Annotated in this window: 1 pseudogene; it reads left to right on the forward strand. The window is 74.1% G+C overall.

Features of this window, described 5'->3' with window-relative positions:
- Window positions 1-61: 61 nt before the first annotated feature.
- Window positions 62-19,591 (forward strand): annotated as a pseudogene (locus RVR_RS38810) (type I polyketide synthase); the annotation flags it as partial.
- Window positions 19,592-19,712: the final 121 nt, after the last annotated feature.

The raw sequence follows: 19,712 nt of genomic DNA on the forward strand, positions 1-19,712 counted from the left end.
CCCGGCCCCCTGATCCAGGCTTTGCGAACTGAACGACGGCGCACGTTTCTAGGAGTCACCGGTGGAGAACCAGGAAAAGCTCTTCAGCTACCTCAAGCGGACGGCTGCCGAGCTCCAGGAGACCCGCAAGCGCCTGCGGACGCTGGAATCGGGCGCCCAGGAGCCGCTGGCGATCGTCGGCATGGGCTGCCGGTTCCCCGGCGGGGTGCGCACCCCGGAGGACCTGTGGGACCTGGTCCTGGAAGGCCGCGACGCGATATCGGTGTTCCCGCAGGACCGCGGCTGGGACACCGAGTCCGGCGCCGAGGACGGCGTCACCTACACCCGGGCCGGCGGCTTCGTCTACGACGTGGCCGGGTTCGACCCCGCCTTCTTCGGCATCTCGCCGCGTGAGGCGCTGGCGATGGACCCGCAGCAGCGGCTGCTGCTCGAAGTGGCGTGGGAGTCGCTGGAGCGCTCGGGCATCGACCCCCGCTCGCTGCGCGGCAGTTCGACCGGGGTGTTCGTCGGCGCCGCGATGTCCGGGTACGCCGAGGGCCTGGCGACCGCGCCCGGCTCCGAGGGCTACGTCCTGACCGGCAACACCACCAGTGTCATCTCCGGCCGGGTCTCCTACGTGCTCGGGCTGGAGGGCCCGGCCGTCACCGTGGACACCGCCTGCTCGTCGTCCCTGGTCGCGCTCCACCTCGCCTGCCAGGCCGTACGGACCGGCGAGTGCGAGATGGCACTCGCCGGCGGCGTGGCCGTCATGGTGACCCCCGGCGCGTTCGCGGAGTTCTCCCGGCAGCGCGGCCTGGCCGCGGACGGCCGGACCAAGGCGTTCGCGAAGGCCGCCGACGGCATCGGCTGGGCCGAGGGCTCCGGCGTGGTGGTCGTCGAGCGGCTGAGCACCGCCCGCCGCAAGGGCCACCACGTGCTGGCGCTCATCGCGGGCAGCGCCATGAACCAGGACGGCGCGTCGAACGGCCTGACGGCTCCGAACGGACCGTCCCAGCAGCGCGTCATCCGCGCGGCGCTGGCGAGCGCCCGGCTGGACGCCCACGAGGTGGACGCCGTCGAGGCGCACGGCACGGGGACGACGCTGGGCGACCCGATCGAGGCACAGGCCCTGCTCGCCACCTACGGTCAGGGCCGGCCCGAGGACCGGCCGTTGTGGCTCGGTTCGGTGAAGTCCAACATCGGCCACGCCCAGTGCGCCGCCGGCATGGCCGGCGTCGTCAAGACGGTGATGGCCCTCCGGCACGGGGTGCTGCCGGCCACGCTGCACGTGGACGAGCCCACCCCGGAGGTCAACTGGTCGGCGGGCGCGGTGGAACTGCTGACCGAGGCCATGCCGTGGCCGGCGAGCGGACGGCCGCGCCGGGCGGGTGTGTCGGCGTTCGGCGTGTCCGGCACGAACGTGCACACCATCCTCGAACAGGCCCCGGCCACCGAGGCGGCCGGGACCGCCGGCGGCGAGGGGGAGCAGTCCGACCCCGCGGCAGCGGCCGCCGAGGAGGAGGCCGACGGGTCCGGCACGGCGACGGCGGCCCTTCTCGCGCCCGGCGCGGTGCCGCCGGCATGGCTCGTCTCGGGCCGCTCCGGGGCGGCGCTGGCGGCCCAGGCCGACCGGCTCCGGGAGTTCGTGACGGCCCGGCTGGAACTGGAACCCGGCGACGTGGCCTGGTCGTTGGCGACGACCCGCTCGGTCTTCGAGCGGCGCGCGGTGGTGACCGGGGCCGGTCGGGAGGAACTCGTGGCGGGGTTGGCCGCGTTGGCGGCCGGCGAACCGGTGGCGGGTGTGGTCGCGGGTGGGCTGCCGGTGGGCGGTGTGGGGCGCACCGCGTTCGTGTTCCCGGGCCAGGGCAGCCAGTGGGCGGGCATGGGCGCCGAACTGGCCCGGGTGAGTCCGGTGTTCGCGGCACGGTTGGCCGAGTGCGAGACGGCCCTCGCCCCCTTCGTGGACTGGTCGCTGCGTGAGGTGCTGGCGGGCGGGCCGGATGCGCCCGGCTTCGACCGGGTCGATGTGGTGCAGCCGGCGTTGTGGGCGGTGATGGTGTCGTTGGCCGCGGTGTGGGAGGCGGCCGGGGTGCGGCCGGACGCTGTGGTGGGTCACTCGCAGGGGGAGATCGCGGCCGCGGTGGTGGCGGGCGTGCTGTCGTTGGAGGACGGCGCCCGGGTCGTCGCGTTGCGGAGCCAGGCGTTGCGCGTGCTGGCCGGGCGTGGCGGGATGCTGTCCATCGCGGCCGGGGAAGCCGCCGTCCGGGACCGTATCGCGTCCTACGGCGAGCGGGTGTCGGTGGCGGCGCTGAACGGGCCCGCCGCGACGGTGGTGTCGGGGGAACCCGACGCCCTCGATGAGCTGGCCGCCGCATGTGACGCCGACGGGGTGCGGGCGCGCGTCCTGCCGGTGGATTACGCCTCGCACTCGCCGCAGGTGGAGGAGTTGGAGGGTGAGATCCGTGCGGCGCTGGCCGGGGTGGTGCCACAGGCCGGGTCCGTTCCGGTGGTGTCGTCGCTGACGGGTGCGGTGATCGACGGTACGGAGATGGACGCGGGCTACTGGTACGACAGCCTGCGGGCGACCGTGCGGTTCAGCGAGGCCGTGGCCGTGCTGGCGCGCGACGGACACGGCGTGTTCGTCGAGGCGTCCCCCCACCCCGTGCTGACCGGCGCCGTCACCGACACCGCCGAGGCCGTGCGGGCGCCGGGCGGCGAGGACGACGAGGAGCGGACCGGCGGCCTCATGGTGACGGGGACGCTGCGCCGCGAGGACGGCGGCGCGGCGCGGCTGGTGGCGTCGTTCGCGGAGGCGTACGTGCGGGGGGTGGCCGTGGACTGGTCTGCGGTGCTGCCGGCCGGCGAGCAGGTGGACCTGCCCACGTACGCGTTCCAGCGCCAGGCCTACTGGCCGCCGGCACCCTCACTCGCGGACCTGGAGGCCGCGGTGCGGGGCGGACACGGCGCCGGGTCGCTCGCCGAGGCGCGGTTCTGGGCCGCGGTGCAGGGCGGCGACGCCGTGGGCCTGTCGGAGGTGCTGGCGATCGACGAGAGCCGCCCGTTCCGGGAGGTGCTGCCCGCGCTGGCGTCCTGGCGGCGGCGCGAGCGGGACCGGGCGGCGACGGGGTCGTGGTGGTACCGCGTGTCGTGGGTGCCCGTGGTGGCGCTCGGCGCCGGGCTGCTGCCCGGGACCTGGCTGGCGGTCGTCCCGGCCGGCGGCGCCGGCGCCGATGTGGTGGAGCAGGTGACGGCTGCCCTGGCGGCGCGGGGCGCCGACGTCGTGACCGTCGAGGTGGATCTGCGGGGTGTGGATCGGGAGGGTCTGGCCGAGCGGATCGGTGCCGTGGTGGCCGAGGAGGCCGGTGGGCCGTCCGGTGTGGCGGGTGTGGTGTCGCTGCTGGGGCTGGCCTCCGGTGAGCGGCTGGTGGCGGAGCCGTCGGTGCCGGCGGGCGTGGCCGGTTCGCTGCTGCTGGTACAGGCGTTGGGCGACGCCGCGATCGGGGCCCCGTTGTGGATGGTCACCTGCGGCGGCGCGGACACCGGTGACGGCGGGCGCGTGGACGTCGGGCAGGCGCAGGTGTGGGGGCTGGGCCGGGTGGCGGGTCTGGAGCACCCGGACCGCTGGGGCGGGTTGGTCGACGTCCCGGACGTCCTGGACGACCGATCCGCCGACCAGTTGGCGGCGGTCCTGGCCGGGTCCGGCGAGGACCAGGTGGCGATCCGCGCGGGCTCCGCGCTCGCCCGCCGCGTCGTGCGGGCCAACGGCACCGGCGACGCGGGCGGCACCCGTGAGTGGACTCCTCGGGGGACGGTGCTGGTGACGGGTGCGAGCGGGGCGATCGGTCCGCACCTGACTGGGTGGCTGGCCGGGGCCGGCGCGTCCCGGCTGGTCGTCGCCTCGCGGCGCGGCGTGGCCCTGGACGGCGTCGCGGCCTCGGTGGCGGAGCTGGCGGGGTCCGGCACGTCGGTGAGTGTGGCGGCGTGTGACGTGTCGGTGCGGGACCAGGTGGCGGGTCTGTTGGGGTGGGTCGACCGTACGGGTGAGCGGCTGCGGGCTGTGGTGCATGGTGCCGTCGCGGTGGACCTGCTTCCCGTGGCGGCGACATCCGTGGAGGACCTGGCGACGACGCTGGGTGCGAAGGTGGAGGGCGCCCGCTGGCTGGACGAGTTGACGGCGGACGCCGACCTTGACGCGTTCGTGTTGTTCTCGTCGATCGCGGCGACGTGGGGGAGTACGGAGCACGGGACGTATGCGGCGGCGAACGCGGGGTTGGACGCGTTGGCGTACGACCGTCGGGCGCGGGGGCTACCGGCGACCTCGATCGCCTGGGGCGTCTGGGAGGCCGGGGCGAAAGCGGCGCCCTACACGGAGGACGTGCTCGGCGGCGCCGTACGCGACGGTGCCGACCGGGTGCCCAGCAGCGCGTCGTCGGCGTGGTTGCGGCGGCAGGGGGTGCGGTTCCTGGACCCGGAGTTGGCGTTGGGTGCGTTGGGCCAGGCGGTGGGTGCTGGGGAGACGTTCGTGGCGGTGGCGGATGTGGACTGGGCGCGGTTCGTGCCGGTGTTCACCGCCTCGCGGCGCTGGCGGCTGCTCGACGCGCTGGCGGAGGAGACCGCCCGCGACGGCGCCACTGCCACCGCGGCGGCACCCGGCACCGAAGCCGTCCCCGGAGCCGTGCGGGAGGGCACCGAAGGGCTGGCCGGCCTGGTCGCCGGCCGCGAGGGCGCCGAGCGCGAACGCGTGGTGACCGACCTCATCCGCTCGCACGCCGCCGCGGTCCTCGGCCACGACTCGGGCGCCGAAGTGGCGGCCGGGCGGGCGTTCCGCGACCTCGGCTTCGACTCGCTCACCGCCGTCGAACTGCGGGACCGCATCAACCGCGCCACCGGACTGCGCCTCGCCTCGACCGTCGTGTTCGACTACCCCTCGCCGCGCGGCCTCGCCCGGCACATCCTGTCGCTCCTGCCCGGACCCGACGGCCAGGACGACACCGCGTCGTCGGCTGTCACGTCTGCCGTGTCGTCGGTGGGTGCGGGTGGGGGTGGGGTGGGTGACGATCCGGTGGTGGTGACGGGGATGGGGTGCCGGTTGCCGGGTGGGGTCATGTCTCCTGAGCAGTTGTGGGAGTTGTTGGTGGTGGGTGGGGATGCGATCGGGGGGTTTCCGACGGATCGCGGGTGGGATCTGGCGGGGTTGTTCGATGCGGATCCGGAGCGTGAGGGGACGTCGTATGTGTCGCGGGGTGGGTTCGTGGCGGGTGCGGCGGATTTCGACGCGGGGTTCTTCGGGATCGCTCCGCGTGAGGCGGTGGCGATGGATCCGCAGCAGCGGTTGCTGCTGGAGACGTCGTGGGAGGCGTTGGAGGCGGCGGGGATCGATCCGACCTCGTTGCGGGGGCAGTCCGTGGGCGTCTTCGCGGGCGCGGCGGCCTCCGGGTACGCCGGTGCCGGCTCGTACGAGGGCGCCGAGGGCCACATGGTCACGGGCAACGCGACGAGTGTGATCTCGGGTCGGGTGTCGTATGTGCTGGGGCTTGAGGGCCCCGCGGTGACGATCGACACGGCGTGCTCGTCGTCGTTGGTGGCGTTGCATCTGGCGGCGCAGGCGGTGCGCGCGGGGGAGTGCTCGATGGCGCTCGCGGGCGGGGTGATGGTCATCGTCGGACCCGAGGAGTTCGTGGGGTTCTCGCGTCAGCGGGCGTTGGCGGCGGACGGCCGGTGCAAGGCGTTCGGTGCGGGTGCGGATGGGATGGGTCTGGCTGAGGGTGCGGGGATGGTGGTGGTGGAGCGGTTGTCGTCGGCGCGGCGGGCGGGGCGCCCGGTGCTCGCGATGGTGGCCGGTTCGGCGATCAACCAGGACGGTGCGTCGAACGGTCTGACGGCTCCGAACGGTCCCTCTCAACAGCGGGTGATCCGGGCGGCGTTGGCGAGTGCGGGGTTGGACGCGGGTCAGGTGGACTTCGTGGAGGCCCACGGCACCGGGACCGAACTCGGTGACCCCATCGAGGCGCAGGCGTTGATCGCCACCTACGGCCAAAGCCACTCGGTGGAGAGGCCGTTGTGGCTCGGGTCGGTGAAGTCCAACATCGGCCACGCCCAGCAGGCGGCGGGCATCGCGGGGATCATCAAGGCGGTTCTGGCGCTGACCCACCAGGCGATCCCGGCGACGCTGCACGCGCAGGAGCCGTCGTCGCACGTGGACTGGGAGGACGGTCAGGTTCGTCTGGCGAGCGAGGCGGTGGACTGGCCGTCGGTGCCGGGGGGTGAGCCGCGCCGGGCGGGGGTGTCGGCGTTCGGGATCTCCGGGACGAACGCGCACCTGATCCTCCAGGAAGCACCGGCCGGGACGGACGACGACGCGGTCGGCGGCGGCACCGGAGACGGCCTCGTGCCTGCCGAGGAGTTGGACGAGGGCCGCGTGCTGGTGGCGGGCGCGGACACGTACGGGTGGCCGGTGTCGGGTCGTTCGGTGGTGGCGCTTGCTGGGCAGGCGGGGCGGTTGCGGGAGTTCGTGGCGGGGTGTGCGGGGGTGGGGCTGGGGGATGTGGCGTGGTCGTTGGTGACGGGGCGTGCGGTGTTCGAGCGGCGTGCGGTGGTGGTGGGGTCCGGTCGGGAGGAGTTGTTGGCGGGGTTGGCTGCGGTGGCGGCGGGGGAGCCGGCGGTGGGGGTTGTCTCCGGTGAGGTGCCGGCCGACGGTGACCCGGGCCGGGTGGTGTTTGTCTTCCCGGGTCAGGGGAGTCAGTGGGTGGGGATGGGTGCGGAACTGGCCGGGGTGAGTCCGGTGTTCGGGGCGCGGTTGGCGGAGTGCGAGAGGGCCCTCGCCCCGTTTGTGGACTGGTCGTTGTGTGAGGTGTTGGCGGGTGGGTCGGGTGCTCCGGGTCTGGATCGGGTGGATGTGGTGCAGCCGGTGTTGTGGGCGGTGATGGTGTCGTTGGCGGCGGTGTGGGAGGCGGCGGGGGTGGTGCCGGATGCGGTGGTGGGGCATTCGCAGGGGGAGATCGCGGCGGCGGTGGTGGCGGGCGTGTTGTCGTTGGAGGACGGTGCGCGGGTGGTGGCGTTGCGGAGCCAGGCGTTGCGTGCGTTGGCCGGTCGTGGCGGGATGATGTCGATCGCTGCGGGTGAGGAGGCGGTGCGGGCGCGTATCGCGCCGTATGGGGAGCGGGTGTCGGTGGCCGCTCTCAACGGGCCCGCGGCCACGGTCGTTTCGGGCGAGCCGGTTGCCCTGGAGGAGTTGGCGGCGGTCTGCGAGGCGGATGGCGTGCGGGCCCGGGTCCTGCCGGTGGATTATGCGTCGCATTCGCCGCAGGTGGAGGAGTTGGAGGCGCAGATCCGGGGTGCCCTGGACGGTCTGGCGCCGCAGGTGGGGCGGGTCGTGGTGGTGTCGTCGTTGACGGGTGGGGTGATCGACGGTTCGGCGATGGACGCGGGCTACTGGTACGAGAGCCTTCGGGCGACCGTGCGGTTCAGTGACGCCGTCACCGCGTTGGCGGGCAGCGGCCACTGCGTGTTCGTGGAGACCTCACCGCATCCCGTGCTCACGGGAGCCGTGGCCGACACCGCGGCCCTGGCGCTGGCGGACGGAGCGGGCGCGCTCCGCGCAGACGCCGTACGGGTGATGGGCACGCTCCGTCGCGAGGACGGCGGTGCGGCACGCTTGCTGACGTCGCTCGCGGAGGCTTACGTGTGCGGAGTGGGCGTCGACTGGTCGCGCGTCCTGCCGACCGGGCGGCTCGTCGGTCTGCCGACGTACGCGTTCCAGCGCGAGCGGTACTGGCCCGGGCCGGTCCGGAACGCCGCACCCGCCGCAGGGACCGGTACCGGTTCCGGGTCGGACGCGGAGGCACGGTTCTGGGCGGCCGTGGAGAGCGGCGACGTGCCCGGGCTGACCACCGCGCTCGCGGTGGAGCCGGACCGGCCGTTCCGTGAGGTGCTGCCGGCGCTGTCGTCGTGGTGGCGGCGCGAGCGCGCCCAGGAGTTGACCGGGGCCTGGCGGTACCAGATCACCTGGACGCCGGTGGCGGTCCCGGGCGCCGTCACGCTGTCGGGCACCTGGCTGTTGGTGGTTCCGGACGCCTGCCGCGACGGGCTCGCGGACGCGTGCGCGCGCCTGCTCGCCGAGCACGGCGCGGACCCGGTGGTCGTCCGGGTCGACGCCGGCCGCGACGACCGTGCCGCCGTGGCGGCGCTGATCCGCGAGGCGCTGCGCGCCCCGGCCGGGGACCGGACAGCCGATGTCGCCGGAGTGGTCTCGCTGCTGGCCGGTGCCGAGGGTACGGCGGCCGGGTTCGCTCACGTGCCGGCCGCCGTGGCCGGTTCGCTCGCGCTGACGCAGGCACTGGGCGACCTCGCCATCGGTGCTCCGGAATGGTGGCTGACCAGTGGTGCGGTGTTGCCGGGGTTGGATGTGGTGGGTGGTGTGGGTGGGGATGGTGTGGTGCAGGGGCAGGTGTGGGGTTTGGGTCAGGTGGTGGGGTTGGAGGAGCCGTTGCGTTGGGGTGGGTTGGTGGATGTGCCGGTGGTGTGGGAGGAGGGGGTGGGTGGGTTGGTTGCGGGGGTGTTGGCGGGGTGTGGTGAGGATCAGGTGGTGGTGCGTGGGGGTGGGGTTTGGGGGCGGCGGTTGGTGCGTGCGGTGGGTGGTGCGGGTTCGGCGGTGGGTGGTGGGGGTTGGGTGCCGTCGGGGTCGGTGTTGGTGACGGGGGGTACGGGGTCGATTGGTGGGCGTGTGGCGGGGTGGTTGGTGGGTCGGGGTGTGGGGCGGGTGGTGTTGTCGTCGCGGTCGGGTCCGGGTGCGGTGGGGGTGGCGTCGTGTGTGGCGGAGTTGGCGGCGGGGGGTGCTGCGGTCGAGGTGGTGGCGTGTGATGTGTCGGTGCGGTCGCAGGTGGCGGGGTTGTTGGAGCGGATCGCGGTGTCCGGGCCCGAGTTGTGCGCGGTCCTCCACACCGCCGGTGCGGGCGCCGGGGCCCCGGCGGCCCGGGAGACGCTGCCGGGCCTCTCCCTGGAGTTGGCCGCGAAGGCGTCGGGCGCGCGGTGGCTGGACGAGTTGACCGCCGATCTGCCCCTGGAGCAGTTCGTGGCGTTCTCGTCGGGTGCGGCGACGTGGGGCAGCGCGGGGCTGGGTGGTTACGGGGCAGCGAACGCTTACTTGGACGCCTTGGTGACGGAGCGTCGGGCGCGGGGTCTGGCGGGGACGTCGGTGGCGTGGGGTCTGTGGGGTGGCGGCGGCATGGGCGAGGGTCCGGCCGGGGCGGCGTTGCAGCGGTTGGGTGTGGCGGAGATGGAGCCGGGGTGTGCGGTGGAGGCGTTGGCGCGGGTGGTGGACGCGGGTGAGGGTGTGGTGACGGTGGCGGATGTGGAGTGGGAGCGGTTCGTGCCGGTGTTCACGTTGCGGCGGCCGAGTCCGTTGTTGGGTGCGTTGCCGGAGGCGCAGCGGGCGCTTGCCGCGTTGGAGGCGGTGCCCGTGGGTGAGGCGGGTCCGGTGGGCGGGGAACTGGCGGGTCGGTTGGCCGGGTTGGGGCGGTCGGCGCAGGAGCAGGTGCTGACGGATCTGGTGCGGTCCAGGGCCGCGGTGGTGCTGGGCCACGGTTCCCCTGCGGCGGTCGAGGCCGGCCGTGCCTTCAAGGATCTCGGGGTCGACTCCCTGATCGCGGTGGAGTTGCGGAACCGGCTCGCGGCGGAGACGGGGTTGGTGCTGCCGTCCACGCTGGTGTTCGACTACCCGTCGGCGCAGGCCGTCGCGTCGTACCTGCGCGAGCAACTGACCGGCGAGCAGGACGCGTTGCCCGCGGCGCCGGCCCCCGTGGCCGCCGCGGACCTCGGCGAGCCGATCGCGATCGTCGGCATGGGCTGCCGCTGTCCCGGCGGCGTCGAGAGCCCCGAGGACCTGTGGGACGTCGTCTTCGAGGGCCGGGACGTGCTCTCCCCGTTCCCGACCGACCGCGGCTGGGACATCGACCGGACCCGCGAGGACCAGGACTACGCCCCCGTCGGCGGCTTCGTCCACGACGCCGCTGAGTTCGACGCGGGCTTCTTCGGCATCTCGCCGCGTGAGGCGCTGGCGATGGACCCGCAGCAGCGGATGCTGCTGGAGGTCGCGTGGGAGTCCCTGGAACGCTCCGGCATCGATCCCCGCGCGCTGCGCGGCAGTTCGACCGGGGTGTTCGTCGGCGCGGCGATGTCCGGGTACGCCGAGAGCGTGGCGGCGGCCCAGGGTTCCGAGGGCTACGTGCTGACCGGGAACACCACGAGTGTGATCTCGGGCCGGGTGTCGTATGTGCTGGGGCTTGAGGGCCCGGCGGTGACGGTGGACACGGCGTGCTCGTCGTCGCTGGTCGCACTGCACCTCGCCTGCCAGTCCGTACGCGCCGGGGAGTGCGACATGGCGCTGGCCGGCGGCGTCGCCGTCATGGTGACCCCCGGGGCGTACGCGGAGTTCTCGCGCCAGCAGGGTCTTGCGGCGGATGGTCGGTGCAAGGCGTTCGCGGGTGCGGCCGACGGTATCGGGTGGGCTGAGGGTGCGGGGATGGTGGTGGTGGAGCGGTTGAGTGAGGCGCGTCGTCAGGGTCATCGGGTGTTGGCGGTGGTGGCGGGTTCGGCGATGAACCAGGATGGTGCGTCGAACGGTCTGACGGCTCCGAACGGTCCGTCGCAGCAGCGGGTGATCCGGGCGGCGTTGGCGAATGCGGGGTTGGACGCGTCGGAGGTGGACGCGGTCGAGGCGCATGGGACGGGTACGACGCTGGGTGACCCGATCGAGGCGCAGGCGTTGTTGGCCACCTATGGACGGCATCGCTCCGACGACCGGCCGTTGTTGCTCGGGTCGGTGAAGTCGAACATCGGTCACGCGCAGTGTGCGGCTGGTGTGCTCGGGGTGGTCAAGACGGTGATGGCGCTTCGGTACGGGGTGTTGCCGGCGACCTTGCACGTGGACGAGCCGACCCCGCATGTGGACTGGTCGGCGGGCGCGGTGCGGTTGTTGACCGAGGCGGTGTCGTGGCCGGAGAACGGGCGGCCGCGGCGTGCGGGTGTGTCGGCGTTCGGTGTCTCCGGGACGAATGTGCACACCATCCTCGAACAGGCCCCCGCCTCGGACCTCGACGGGGAGGACGACGGAGACCGCTCCGGCCCCGAGGGGAACACCGTCACGGAGGAGGCCGACCTCCCGGCGCTGTTGGTTCCGGGTGCCGGGGTGCCGGCGTGGTTGGTGTCGGCGCGCTCGCGGGAGGGCCTGGCCGCGCAGGCGGGTCGGCTCCATGCCTCCGTGTCGGCACGGCCGGAGGTGGCGCCGGTGGATGTGGCGTGGTCGCTGGCGACGACGCGGTCGGTGTTCGAGCACCGGGCGGTGGTGTTGGGGTCCGGTCGGGTGGAACTGCTGGGTGGGTTGGCCGGGTTGGTGGTGGGTGAGCCGGTGGTGGGTGTGGTTGCCGGTGAGGTGGCGGTGGGTGGTCCGGGTCGGGTGGTGTTCGTGTTCCCGGGTCAGGGGAGTCAGTGGGTGGGGATGGGTGCGGAACTGGCCGGGGTGAGTCCGGTGTTCGCAGCGCGGTTGGCGGAGTGTGAGGCGGCTCTCGCTCCCTTCGTGGACTGGTCGTTGCGTGAGGTGTTGGCCGAGGGGTCGGGTGCTCCGGGTCTGGAGCGGGTGGATGTGGTGCAGCCGGTGTTGTGGGCGGTGATGGTGTCGTTGGCCGCGGTGTGGGAGGCGGCGGGGGTGGCGCCGGATGCGGTGGTGGGGCATTCGCAGGGGGAGATCGCGGCGGCGGTGGTGGCGGGGGTGCTGTCGTTGGAGGACGGCGCCCGCGTCGTCGCGTTGCGGAGCCAGGCGTTGCGTGCGTTGGCCGGGCGTGGCGGGATGCTGTCCATCGCGGCCGGGGAGGCGGCGGTGCGGGCGCGTATCGCGTCGTATGGCGAGCGGGTGTCGGTAGCCGCCCTGAATGGGCCCGCGGCGACGGTCGTGTCAGGTGATCCCGAAGCCCTGGAGGAGTTGGCGGCGGTCTGCGAGGCGGAGGGTGTACGGGCTCGGGTCCTGCCGGTGGATTACGCGTCGCATTCGCCGCAGGTGGAGGAGTTGGAGGCGCAGATCCGGGGTGCTCTGGATGGTCTGGCGCCGCAGGTGGGGCGGGTCGCGGTGGTGTCGTCGTTGACGGGTGGGGTGATCGAAGGTTCGGCGATGGACGCGGGGTACTGGTACGAGAGCCTTCGGGCGACGGTGCGGTTCAGTGACGCGGTGGGCATTTTGGCGGGTGAGGGGCACTCCGTGTTCGTGGAGACCTCGCCTCATCCGGTGCTGACCGCCGCCGTTGCGGACACGGTGGAGGCCGTGGACCCGGAAGCGGAGGGCGGCGGGCCGGTGGTGACCGGGACGTTGCGGCGTGACGAGGGTGGTGCGGCGCGGCTGGTGGCGTCGTTCGCGGAGGCGTACGTGCGGGGGGTGGCCGTGGACTGGTCGGCGGTACTGCCAGTCGGCGAGCAGGTGGACCTGCCCACGTATGCCTTCCAGCGACGCCTGTACTGGCCGGCGCCCGCTCCGGCCGGCAGCGGTCGGACGCCGGTCGAGGACGGGAGCGGCGCGGGTTCGGCCGCGGAGGAGCGGTTCTGGGCGGCGGTGGAGGACGGTGACGTCACCGGGCTTTCCGCGGCGCTGGCCGTCGAGGACGAGGGGCAGTTGGGCGCGGTGCTGCCGGCGCTGGCCAACTGGCGGCGACGGGAGCGGGATCGGGCGGCGACGGGGTCGTGGTGGTACCGGGTGGCGTGGGTGCCGGTCGCCGGTCTCGGTGCCGGGGTGCTGTCGGGGACCTGGCTGGCGGTCGTTCCGGCCGGCGGTGCGGGCGCGGTCATGGCCGAACAGGTGACGGCGGCTCTCGCGGCGCGCGGTGCGGACGTCGTCACGGTCGAGGTGGACCAGCAGGTCGTCGTACGGGCGGAGTTGGCCGATCGGATCGGGACGGTGGCTGCCGGGGGAGTTACCGGCGTGGTGTCGCTGCTGGGGCTGGCCTCCGGTGAGCGGCTGGAGGCGGAGCCGTCGGTGCCGGCGGGTGTGGCCGGTTCGCTGGTGCTGGTGAAGGCGTTGGGCGACGCCGTGGTCGGGGCCCCGTTGTGGCTGGTGACGTCCGGGGGCGCGGACCTCGGGGACGGTGGCCGGATCGATCCGGTGCAGGCGCAGGTGTGGGGGCTGGGCCGGGTGGCGGGTCTGGAGCACCCGGACCGCTGGGGCGGGTTGGTCGATGTCCCGGACGTCCTGGACGACCGGTCCGCCGACCGGTTGGCGGCGGTCCTGGCGGGCTGCGGTGAGGACCAGGTGGCGGTTCGGCCGGGCGGCGTGCTCGCCCGCAGGGTCGTCCGTGGCGCGTCCCCGGCCGACGACGGCAGCGGGCACGGCCGGACGTGGAGCCCTCGGGGGACGGTGCTGGTGACGGGTGCGAGCGGGGCGATCGGTCCGCACCTGGTCCGGTGGTTGTCGGACGCGGGGGCTTCGCGGCTGGTGGTGCCGTCGCGGCGCGGAACCGCGCTGGAGGGGATCGGGGCGGCGGCCGCCGAACTGGCGGGGTCTGGCACGTCGGTGAGTGTGGCGGCGTGTGACGTGTCGGTGCGGGACCAGGTGGCGGGTCTGTTGGGGTGGATTGACCGTACGGGTGAGCGGCTGCGGGCTGTGGTGCATGGTGCGGTCGCGGTGGATCTTCTTCCGGTGGCGGGGACGTCGGTGGAGGATCTGGCGACGACGTTGGGTGCGAAGGTGGACGGGGCGCGTTGGCTGGACGAGTTGACGGCGGACGTGGAGTTGGACGCGTTCGTGTTGTTCTCGTCGATCGCGGCGACGTGGGGGAGTACGGAGCACGCGGCGTATGCGGCGGCGAACGCGGGGTTGGACGCGTTGGCGTACGACCGTCGGGCGCGGGGGCTACCGGCGACCTCGATCGCCTGGGGCGTGTGGGAGGCCGGGGCCAAGGCCGCACCTGAGGGGGGCGAGGCCGACGCCAACGCCGTTCAGGTGTCCGCAAGTTGGCTGCCGAGCAGCGCGTCGCCGGTGTGGTTGCGGCGGCAGGGGGTGCGGTTCCTGGCGCCGGAGCGGGCGTTGGGCGTGCTCGGGCAGGCGGTGGGGGCTGGCGACGCGTTCGTGGCGGTGGCGGATGTGGACTGGGCGCGGTTCGTGCCGGTGTTCACCGCGTCGCGCCCGTGGCGGCTGCTGGACACCCTCGCCGAAGAGGCGATCGCCTCCGGTGGTCCCGCGGCGGCTGACGACCGTGGCGCGACGGACGACGAGGCGGACGCGGGTCTGGCCGGTCTGGTGGCGGGGTTGGACGCGGCCGGGCGGGAGCGGGCGGTGGTGGAGTTGGTGCGGTCGCACGCGGCCGCGGTGCTGGGGCATGAGAACGCGTCGGAGGTCGGCGCGGGTCGCGCGTTCCGTGACCTGGGCTTCGACTCGTTGACGGCGGTGGAGTTGCGGACGCGGATCAACGGTGCGACGGGGCTGCGGCTGCCGTCCACGGTGGTCTTCGACTACCCGTCACCGAGGGAGCTGGCGCGGCACATTCTGTCCTTCCTGCCGGGTGGCAGCGGGCAGGACGTGTCGTCGGTCGCCGTGTCGCCGGTGAGTGCGGGTGGGGGTGGGGTGGATGACGATCCGGTGGTGGTGACGGGGATGGGGTGCCGGCTGCCGGGCGGGGTCATGTCCCCTGACCAGCTCTGGGAGTTGCTGGCCACCGGCGCGGACGCGACCGGCGGGTTCCCCACGGACCGCGGCTGGGATCTCGGTGGGCTGTTCGACCCGGACCCCGACCACGACGGCACGTCGTATGTCTCCCGGGGCGGGTTCATGACCGGCGCCGCCGACTTCGACCCGGCGTTCTTCGGGATCTCCCCGCGTGAGGCGGTGGCGATGGACCCGCAGCAGCGTTTGCTGCTGGAGACGTCGTGGGAGGCGTTGGAGGCGGCGGGGATCGATCCCACGTCCCTCCGGGGTCAGGCAGTGGGCGTCTTCGCGGGTGCCGCTGCCTCGGGCTACGCGGGGGTCGGCTCGCCGGAGAGCGTCGACGGTCACATGGTGACGGGGAACGCGACGAGTGTGATCTCGGGTCGGGTGTCGTATGTGTTGGGGCTTGAGGGTCCTGCGGTGACGTTGGATACGGCGTGTTCGTCGTCGTTGGTGGCGTTGCATCTGGCGGCGCAGGCGGTGCGGTCGGGTGAGTGTGTGATGGCGTTGGCGGGTGGGGTGATGGTGATCGTGGGGCCGGATGAGTTCGTGGGGTTCTCGCGTCAGCGGGCGTTGGCGGTGGATGGTCGGTGCAAGGCGTTCGGTGCGGGTGCGGACGGGATGGGTCTGGCCGAGGGTGCGGGGATGGTGGTGGTGGAGCGGTTGTCGTCGGCGCGGCGGGCGGGGCGGCCGGTGCTCGCGGTGATCGCCGGCAGTGCGGTCAACCAGGATGGTGCGTCGAATGGTCTGACGGCTCCGAACGGTCCCTCCCAGCAGCGGGTGATCCGGGCGGCGTTGGCGAGTGCGGGGTTGGGCGCGGGTCAGGTGGATGTCGTGGAGGCCCACGGCACCGGGACCGAACTCGGTGACCCCATCGAGGCGCAGGCGTTGATCGCCACCTACGGCCAAAGTCACTCGGTGGAGCGGCCGTTGTGGTTGGGGTCGGTGAAGTCGAACATCGGTCATGCCCAGCAGGCGGCGGGTGTCGCCGGGGTGATCAAGGCGGTGTTGGCGCTGACCCACCAGGCGATCCCGGCGACGCTGCACGCGCAGGAGCCGTCGCCGCACGTGGATTGGGAGGACGGTCAGGTTCGTTTGCCGAGCGAGGCGGTGGACTGGCCAACCGTCCCCGGTGGGGAACCGCGCCGGGTGGGGGTGTCGGCGTTCGGGATCTCCGGGACCAACGCCCACGTCATCCTCCAGGAAGCCCCCGCCCAGGAAGGCGCGGACGGGACGGCGGCCGGGGTGGACGCGCCGGAGGAAGAGGAGAGCGCACGGCGGGTGCTGGCCGCGGACGCCGTCGTGACGGGCTGGTCCGTGTCGGGGCGCAGCCGGGAGGCGTTGGCCGCGCAGGCGGACCGGCTCGCCGCACTCGTGACCGCGCACCCCGAGGTCGAACGGGGCGACGTGGCCTGGTCGTTGGCGACGACCCGTTCCGTCTTCGAGTACCGCGCCGTCGTCACGGGCACCGGGCGCGAAGAGCTGCTGTCCGGCCTGGCGGCCGTGTCGGCCGGGGAGTCCGCTGTCGGCGTCGTCTCGGGGACCGCTCCGGCCGACGGTGACCCGGGTCGGATCGTGTTCGTCTTCCCGGGCCAGGGCAGTCAGTGGGTGGGGATGGGTGCCGAACTGGCCGGGGTGAGTCCGGTGTTCGGGGCGCGGTTGGACGAGTGCGAGACGGCCCTCGCCCCGTTCGTGGACTGGTCGTTGCGTGAGGTGCTGGCGGGTGGGCCGGGGGCGCCTGGCTTTGATCGGGTGGATGTGGTGCAGCCGGTGTTGTGGGCGGTGATGGTGTCGTTGGCGGCGGTGTGGGAGGCGGCCGGGGTGGCGCCCGACGCGGTGGTGGGCCACTCACAGGGGGAGATCGCCGCCGCGGTGGTCGCCGGCGTGCTGTCGTTGGAGGACGGTGCGCGGGTGGTGGCGTTGCGGAGCCAGGCGTTGCGTGCGTTGGCCGGTCGTGGCGGGATGATGTCGATCGCTGCGGGTGAGGAGGCGGTGCGGGCACGTATCGCGCCGTATGGGGAGCGGGTGTCCGTCGCCGCTCTCAACGGGCCCGCGGCCACGGTCGTTTCAGGTGATCCCGAGGCCCTGGAGGAGCTGGCGGCGGTCTGCGAGGCGGACGGCGTACGGGCCCGGGTCCTGCCGGTGGACTACGCGTCGCACTCCCCGCAGGTGGAGGAGTTGGAGGCGCAGATCCGGGGTGCTCTGGATGGTCTGGCGCCGCAGGTGGGGCGGGTTCGGGTGGTGTCGTCGTTGACGGGTGGGGTGATCGACGGTTCGGCGATGGACGCGGGCTACTGGTACGACAGTTTGCGGGCGACGGTGCGGTTCAGTGAGGCCGTCACCGCGTTGGCGGGCAGTGGCCACTGCGTGTTCGTGGAGACCTCGCCGCATCCGGTGCTGACCGGTGCGGTCACGGATGTGGTCGAGGCGGTCGGGGACGGCGGGGGCGTTGCCGTGGTGACGGGGACGTTGCGGCGGGGGGAGGGTGGTGCGGGTCGTCTGTTGACCTCGCTCGCGGAGGCGCACGTGCGGGGCGTGACCGTGGACTGGTCGGCGGTCCTCCCGTCCGGCACCCGGGTGGACCTGCCCACGTACGCCTTCCAACACCAGGCGTTCTGGCCCGAGTCGGCGCCCGAGCGGCGCGCGACCGCGGGCGGGGACACCCCCGGGTCGGCGGCGGAGGCGGACTTCTGGTCCGCGGTCGCCGGTGGTGACGCGCCGGGCCTGGCGACCGCGCTCGCGGTGGACCCGGAGCGGCCGTTCCGGGAGGCGCTGCCCGCGCTGGCCGCCTGGCGGCAGCGGGAACGCTCGCAGGCCGCGACCGCCGCGTGGCGGTACCGCGTCACCTGGGCGCAACTGCCCGACAGGGCCCCGGACGCGGCCCCGGTCCGCCCGGAAGGGCGCTGGCTCGCCCTGGTGCCCGTCGGGCACCGCTCCCACGACGCGGTGCGCGGGAGCGTCGCGGCCCTGACCGCGTGCGGCGCCGACGTCACCGTGACCGAGCTGGACCCGCGCGACGACCGTGCCACGATGACCGCGCGGGTGGCCCTGGCCGTCCGCGAGGCGGTGGCCGCGGCCGACGCAGCCGATAGCCCGGAAGGGGCCGGCGACCCGTCAGGAGCGGCCCCGTCAGGAGCGGCGCCGGGGTCGGCACGAGCCGGGGGACCGGCCGCGGACGAGCCGGTCGGCATCCTGTCGTTCCTCGCGCTCGACGAGGAGCCGCTCGACGGCCACCCCGGTGTCGTCGCCGGCCTCGCCGGCAGCCAGACCCTGGTACAGGCCCTCGGTGACGCCGAGGTGGCGGCCCCGCTGTGGATGGTGACGGCGGGGGCGGTCGCGGCGGCCCCCGGGGAGGTGCTGGAACGGCCGCTCCAGGCGCAGGTCTGGGGCCTGGGCCGGGTGGTCGGGCTGGAACACCCCGAGCGGTGGGGCGGCCTGGTGGACCTGCCCGCGGAGTGGGAGGAGGCGGCCGGCCCGCGCCTGGCCGCGGTGCTCGCCGGGTGCGGCGAGGACCAGGTGGCGGTGCGGGCGGCGGCGACGGCGGCCCGGCGCCTCACCGTGGCCGCCGCGCCCTCCGCCGGGGCAGGGCCCTGGCGGCCGGGCGGCACCGTGCTGATCACCGGCGGAACCGGCGGGATCGGCGCCCGCGTCGCCCGCTGGGTGGTGGAGCGGGGCGGCACCGAGGTGGTGTTGACCAGCCGGTCGGGTCCGGCCGCCGCGGGTGCCGCCGCCCTCGCCGCCTCGCTGGCCGAGGCGGGGGCGTCGGTGCGGATGGTGGCCTGCGACATCGCGCGGCGGCCACAGACCGCCGAACTGCTGCACCGCATCGCGACCGACGTGTCCGCGCCGCTCCGCGCCGTCTTCCACGCGGCAGGGGTCGGCCAGGCCACGGCGCTGGCGGAGACCACGCTCGGCGAACTGGCCGCGGTCTGCGAGGCGAAGGTGGCGGGCGCCGACCACCTGTGCGCGCTGACCCGCGACCTCGACCTGGAGCAGTTCGTGCTCTTCTCGTCGGCGTCGGCGACGTGGGGCAGCACCCTCCAACCCGCCTACGGGGCGGCCAACGCCTACCTCGACGCGCTGGCCGAGCAGTTGCGGGCCCGGCACGCCCCGGCGGCCTCGGTGGCCTGGGGCCTGTGGGGCGGGGACGGCATGGGCGCGATGGGCACCAGCCGCTGGCTGGAGCGGTCCGGCCTGCGGGTGATGGACCCCGAGCTGGCGCTCGACGCGCTCGCCCGGACCGTGGACGGCGACGACGGCGTGGTCACCGTGGCGGACGTGGACTGGGCACGCTTCGCGCCCGCGTTCACCCTGCGCCGGCCCAGCCCGCTGATCGGCGACCTCCCCGCGGTGCGGGAGGCCGCCGAGGCCGCCACGGCCGGCGGGGGCACCGGAGCCGGGACCGGCACCGGGCGGGAGGGGGCGGAGGAACAGGCGGGCACGGCCCTGGCCCGGCGGCTGGCCGGCCTGCCCGCCGACGAGCAGGACGACATCCTCACCGACCTGGTCGTCGCGGAGGTGGTCGTGGTGCTCGGCCACTCCTCGCCCGCCCAGGTCGAGTCCGGCCGCGCCTTCAAGGACCTCGGCTTCGACTCGCTGACCGCGCTCGAACTGCGCAACCGGCTGGTGGCAGCGACCGGCCTCGCGCTTCCCTCGACCCTCGTCTTCGACTACCCGACCTCGACCGGACTCGTCGCGTACCTGCGCGAGGAGATCGGCACCGCCTCGTCCGCGGCGGGCGCGCCGGTGCTGGGCGACCTCGACCGGCTGGAGTCGGCCGTCGCCGCGATACCCGAGGGCAGCGACCTGGCCACCGACGTGGCCGCGCGCCTCCAGACGCTGCTGTCCCGACTCACCGGCGTTCGCACTCCCCCGCGAACGGGCGCGGCCCTCGGCCAGGGCACCGGCCCCGCCGCCGAGGTCGCCGACAGGCTGGAGTCCGCGACCGCGGACGAGGTCATGGACTTCATCAACTCGCTGAAGGGGGAATGAGGCCGTGTCCGCTCCCGCGTTGACCGGCTCCGCTCAGGAGGGGCGCCGATGACCGACAACG

This window comes from Streptomyces sp. SN-593 (assembly GCF_016756395.1).
In the GTDB taxonomy this organism is placed as follows: domain Bacteria; phylum Actinomycetota; class Actinomycetes; order Streptomycetales; family Streptomycetaceae; genus Actinacidiphila; species Actinacidiphila reveromycinica.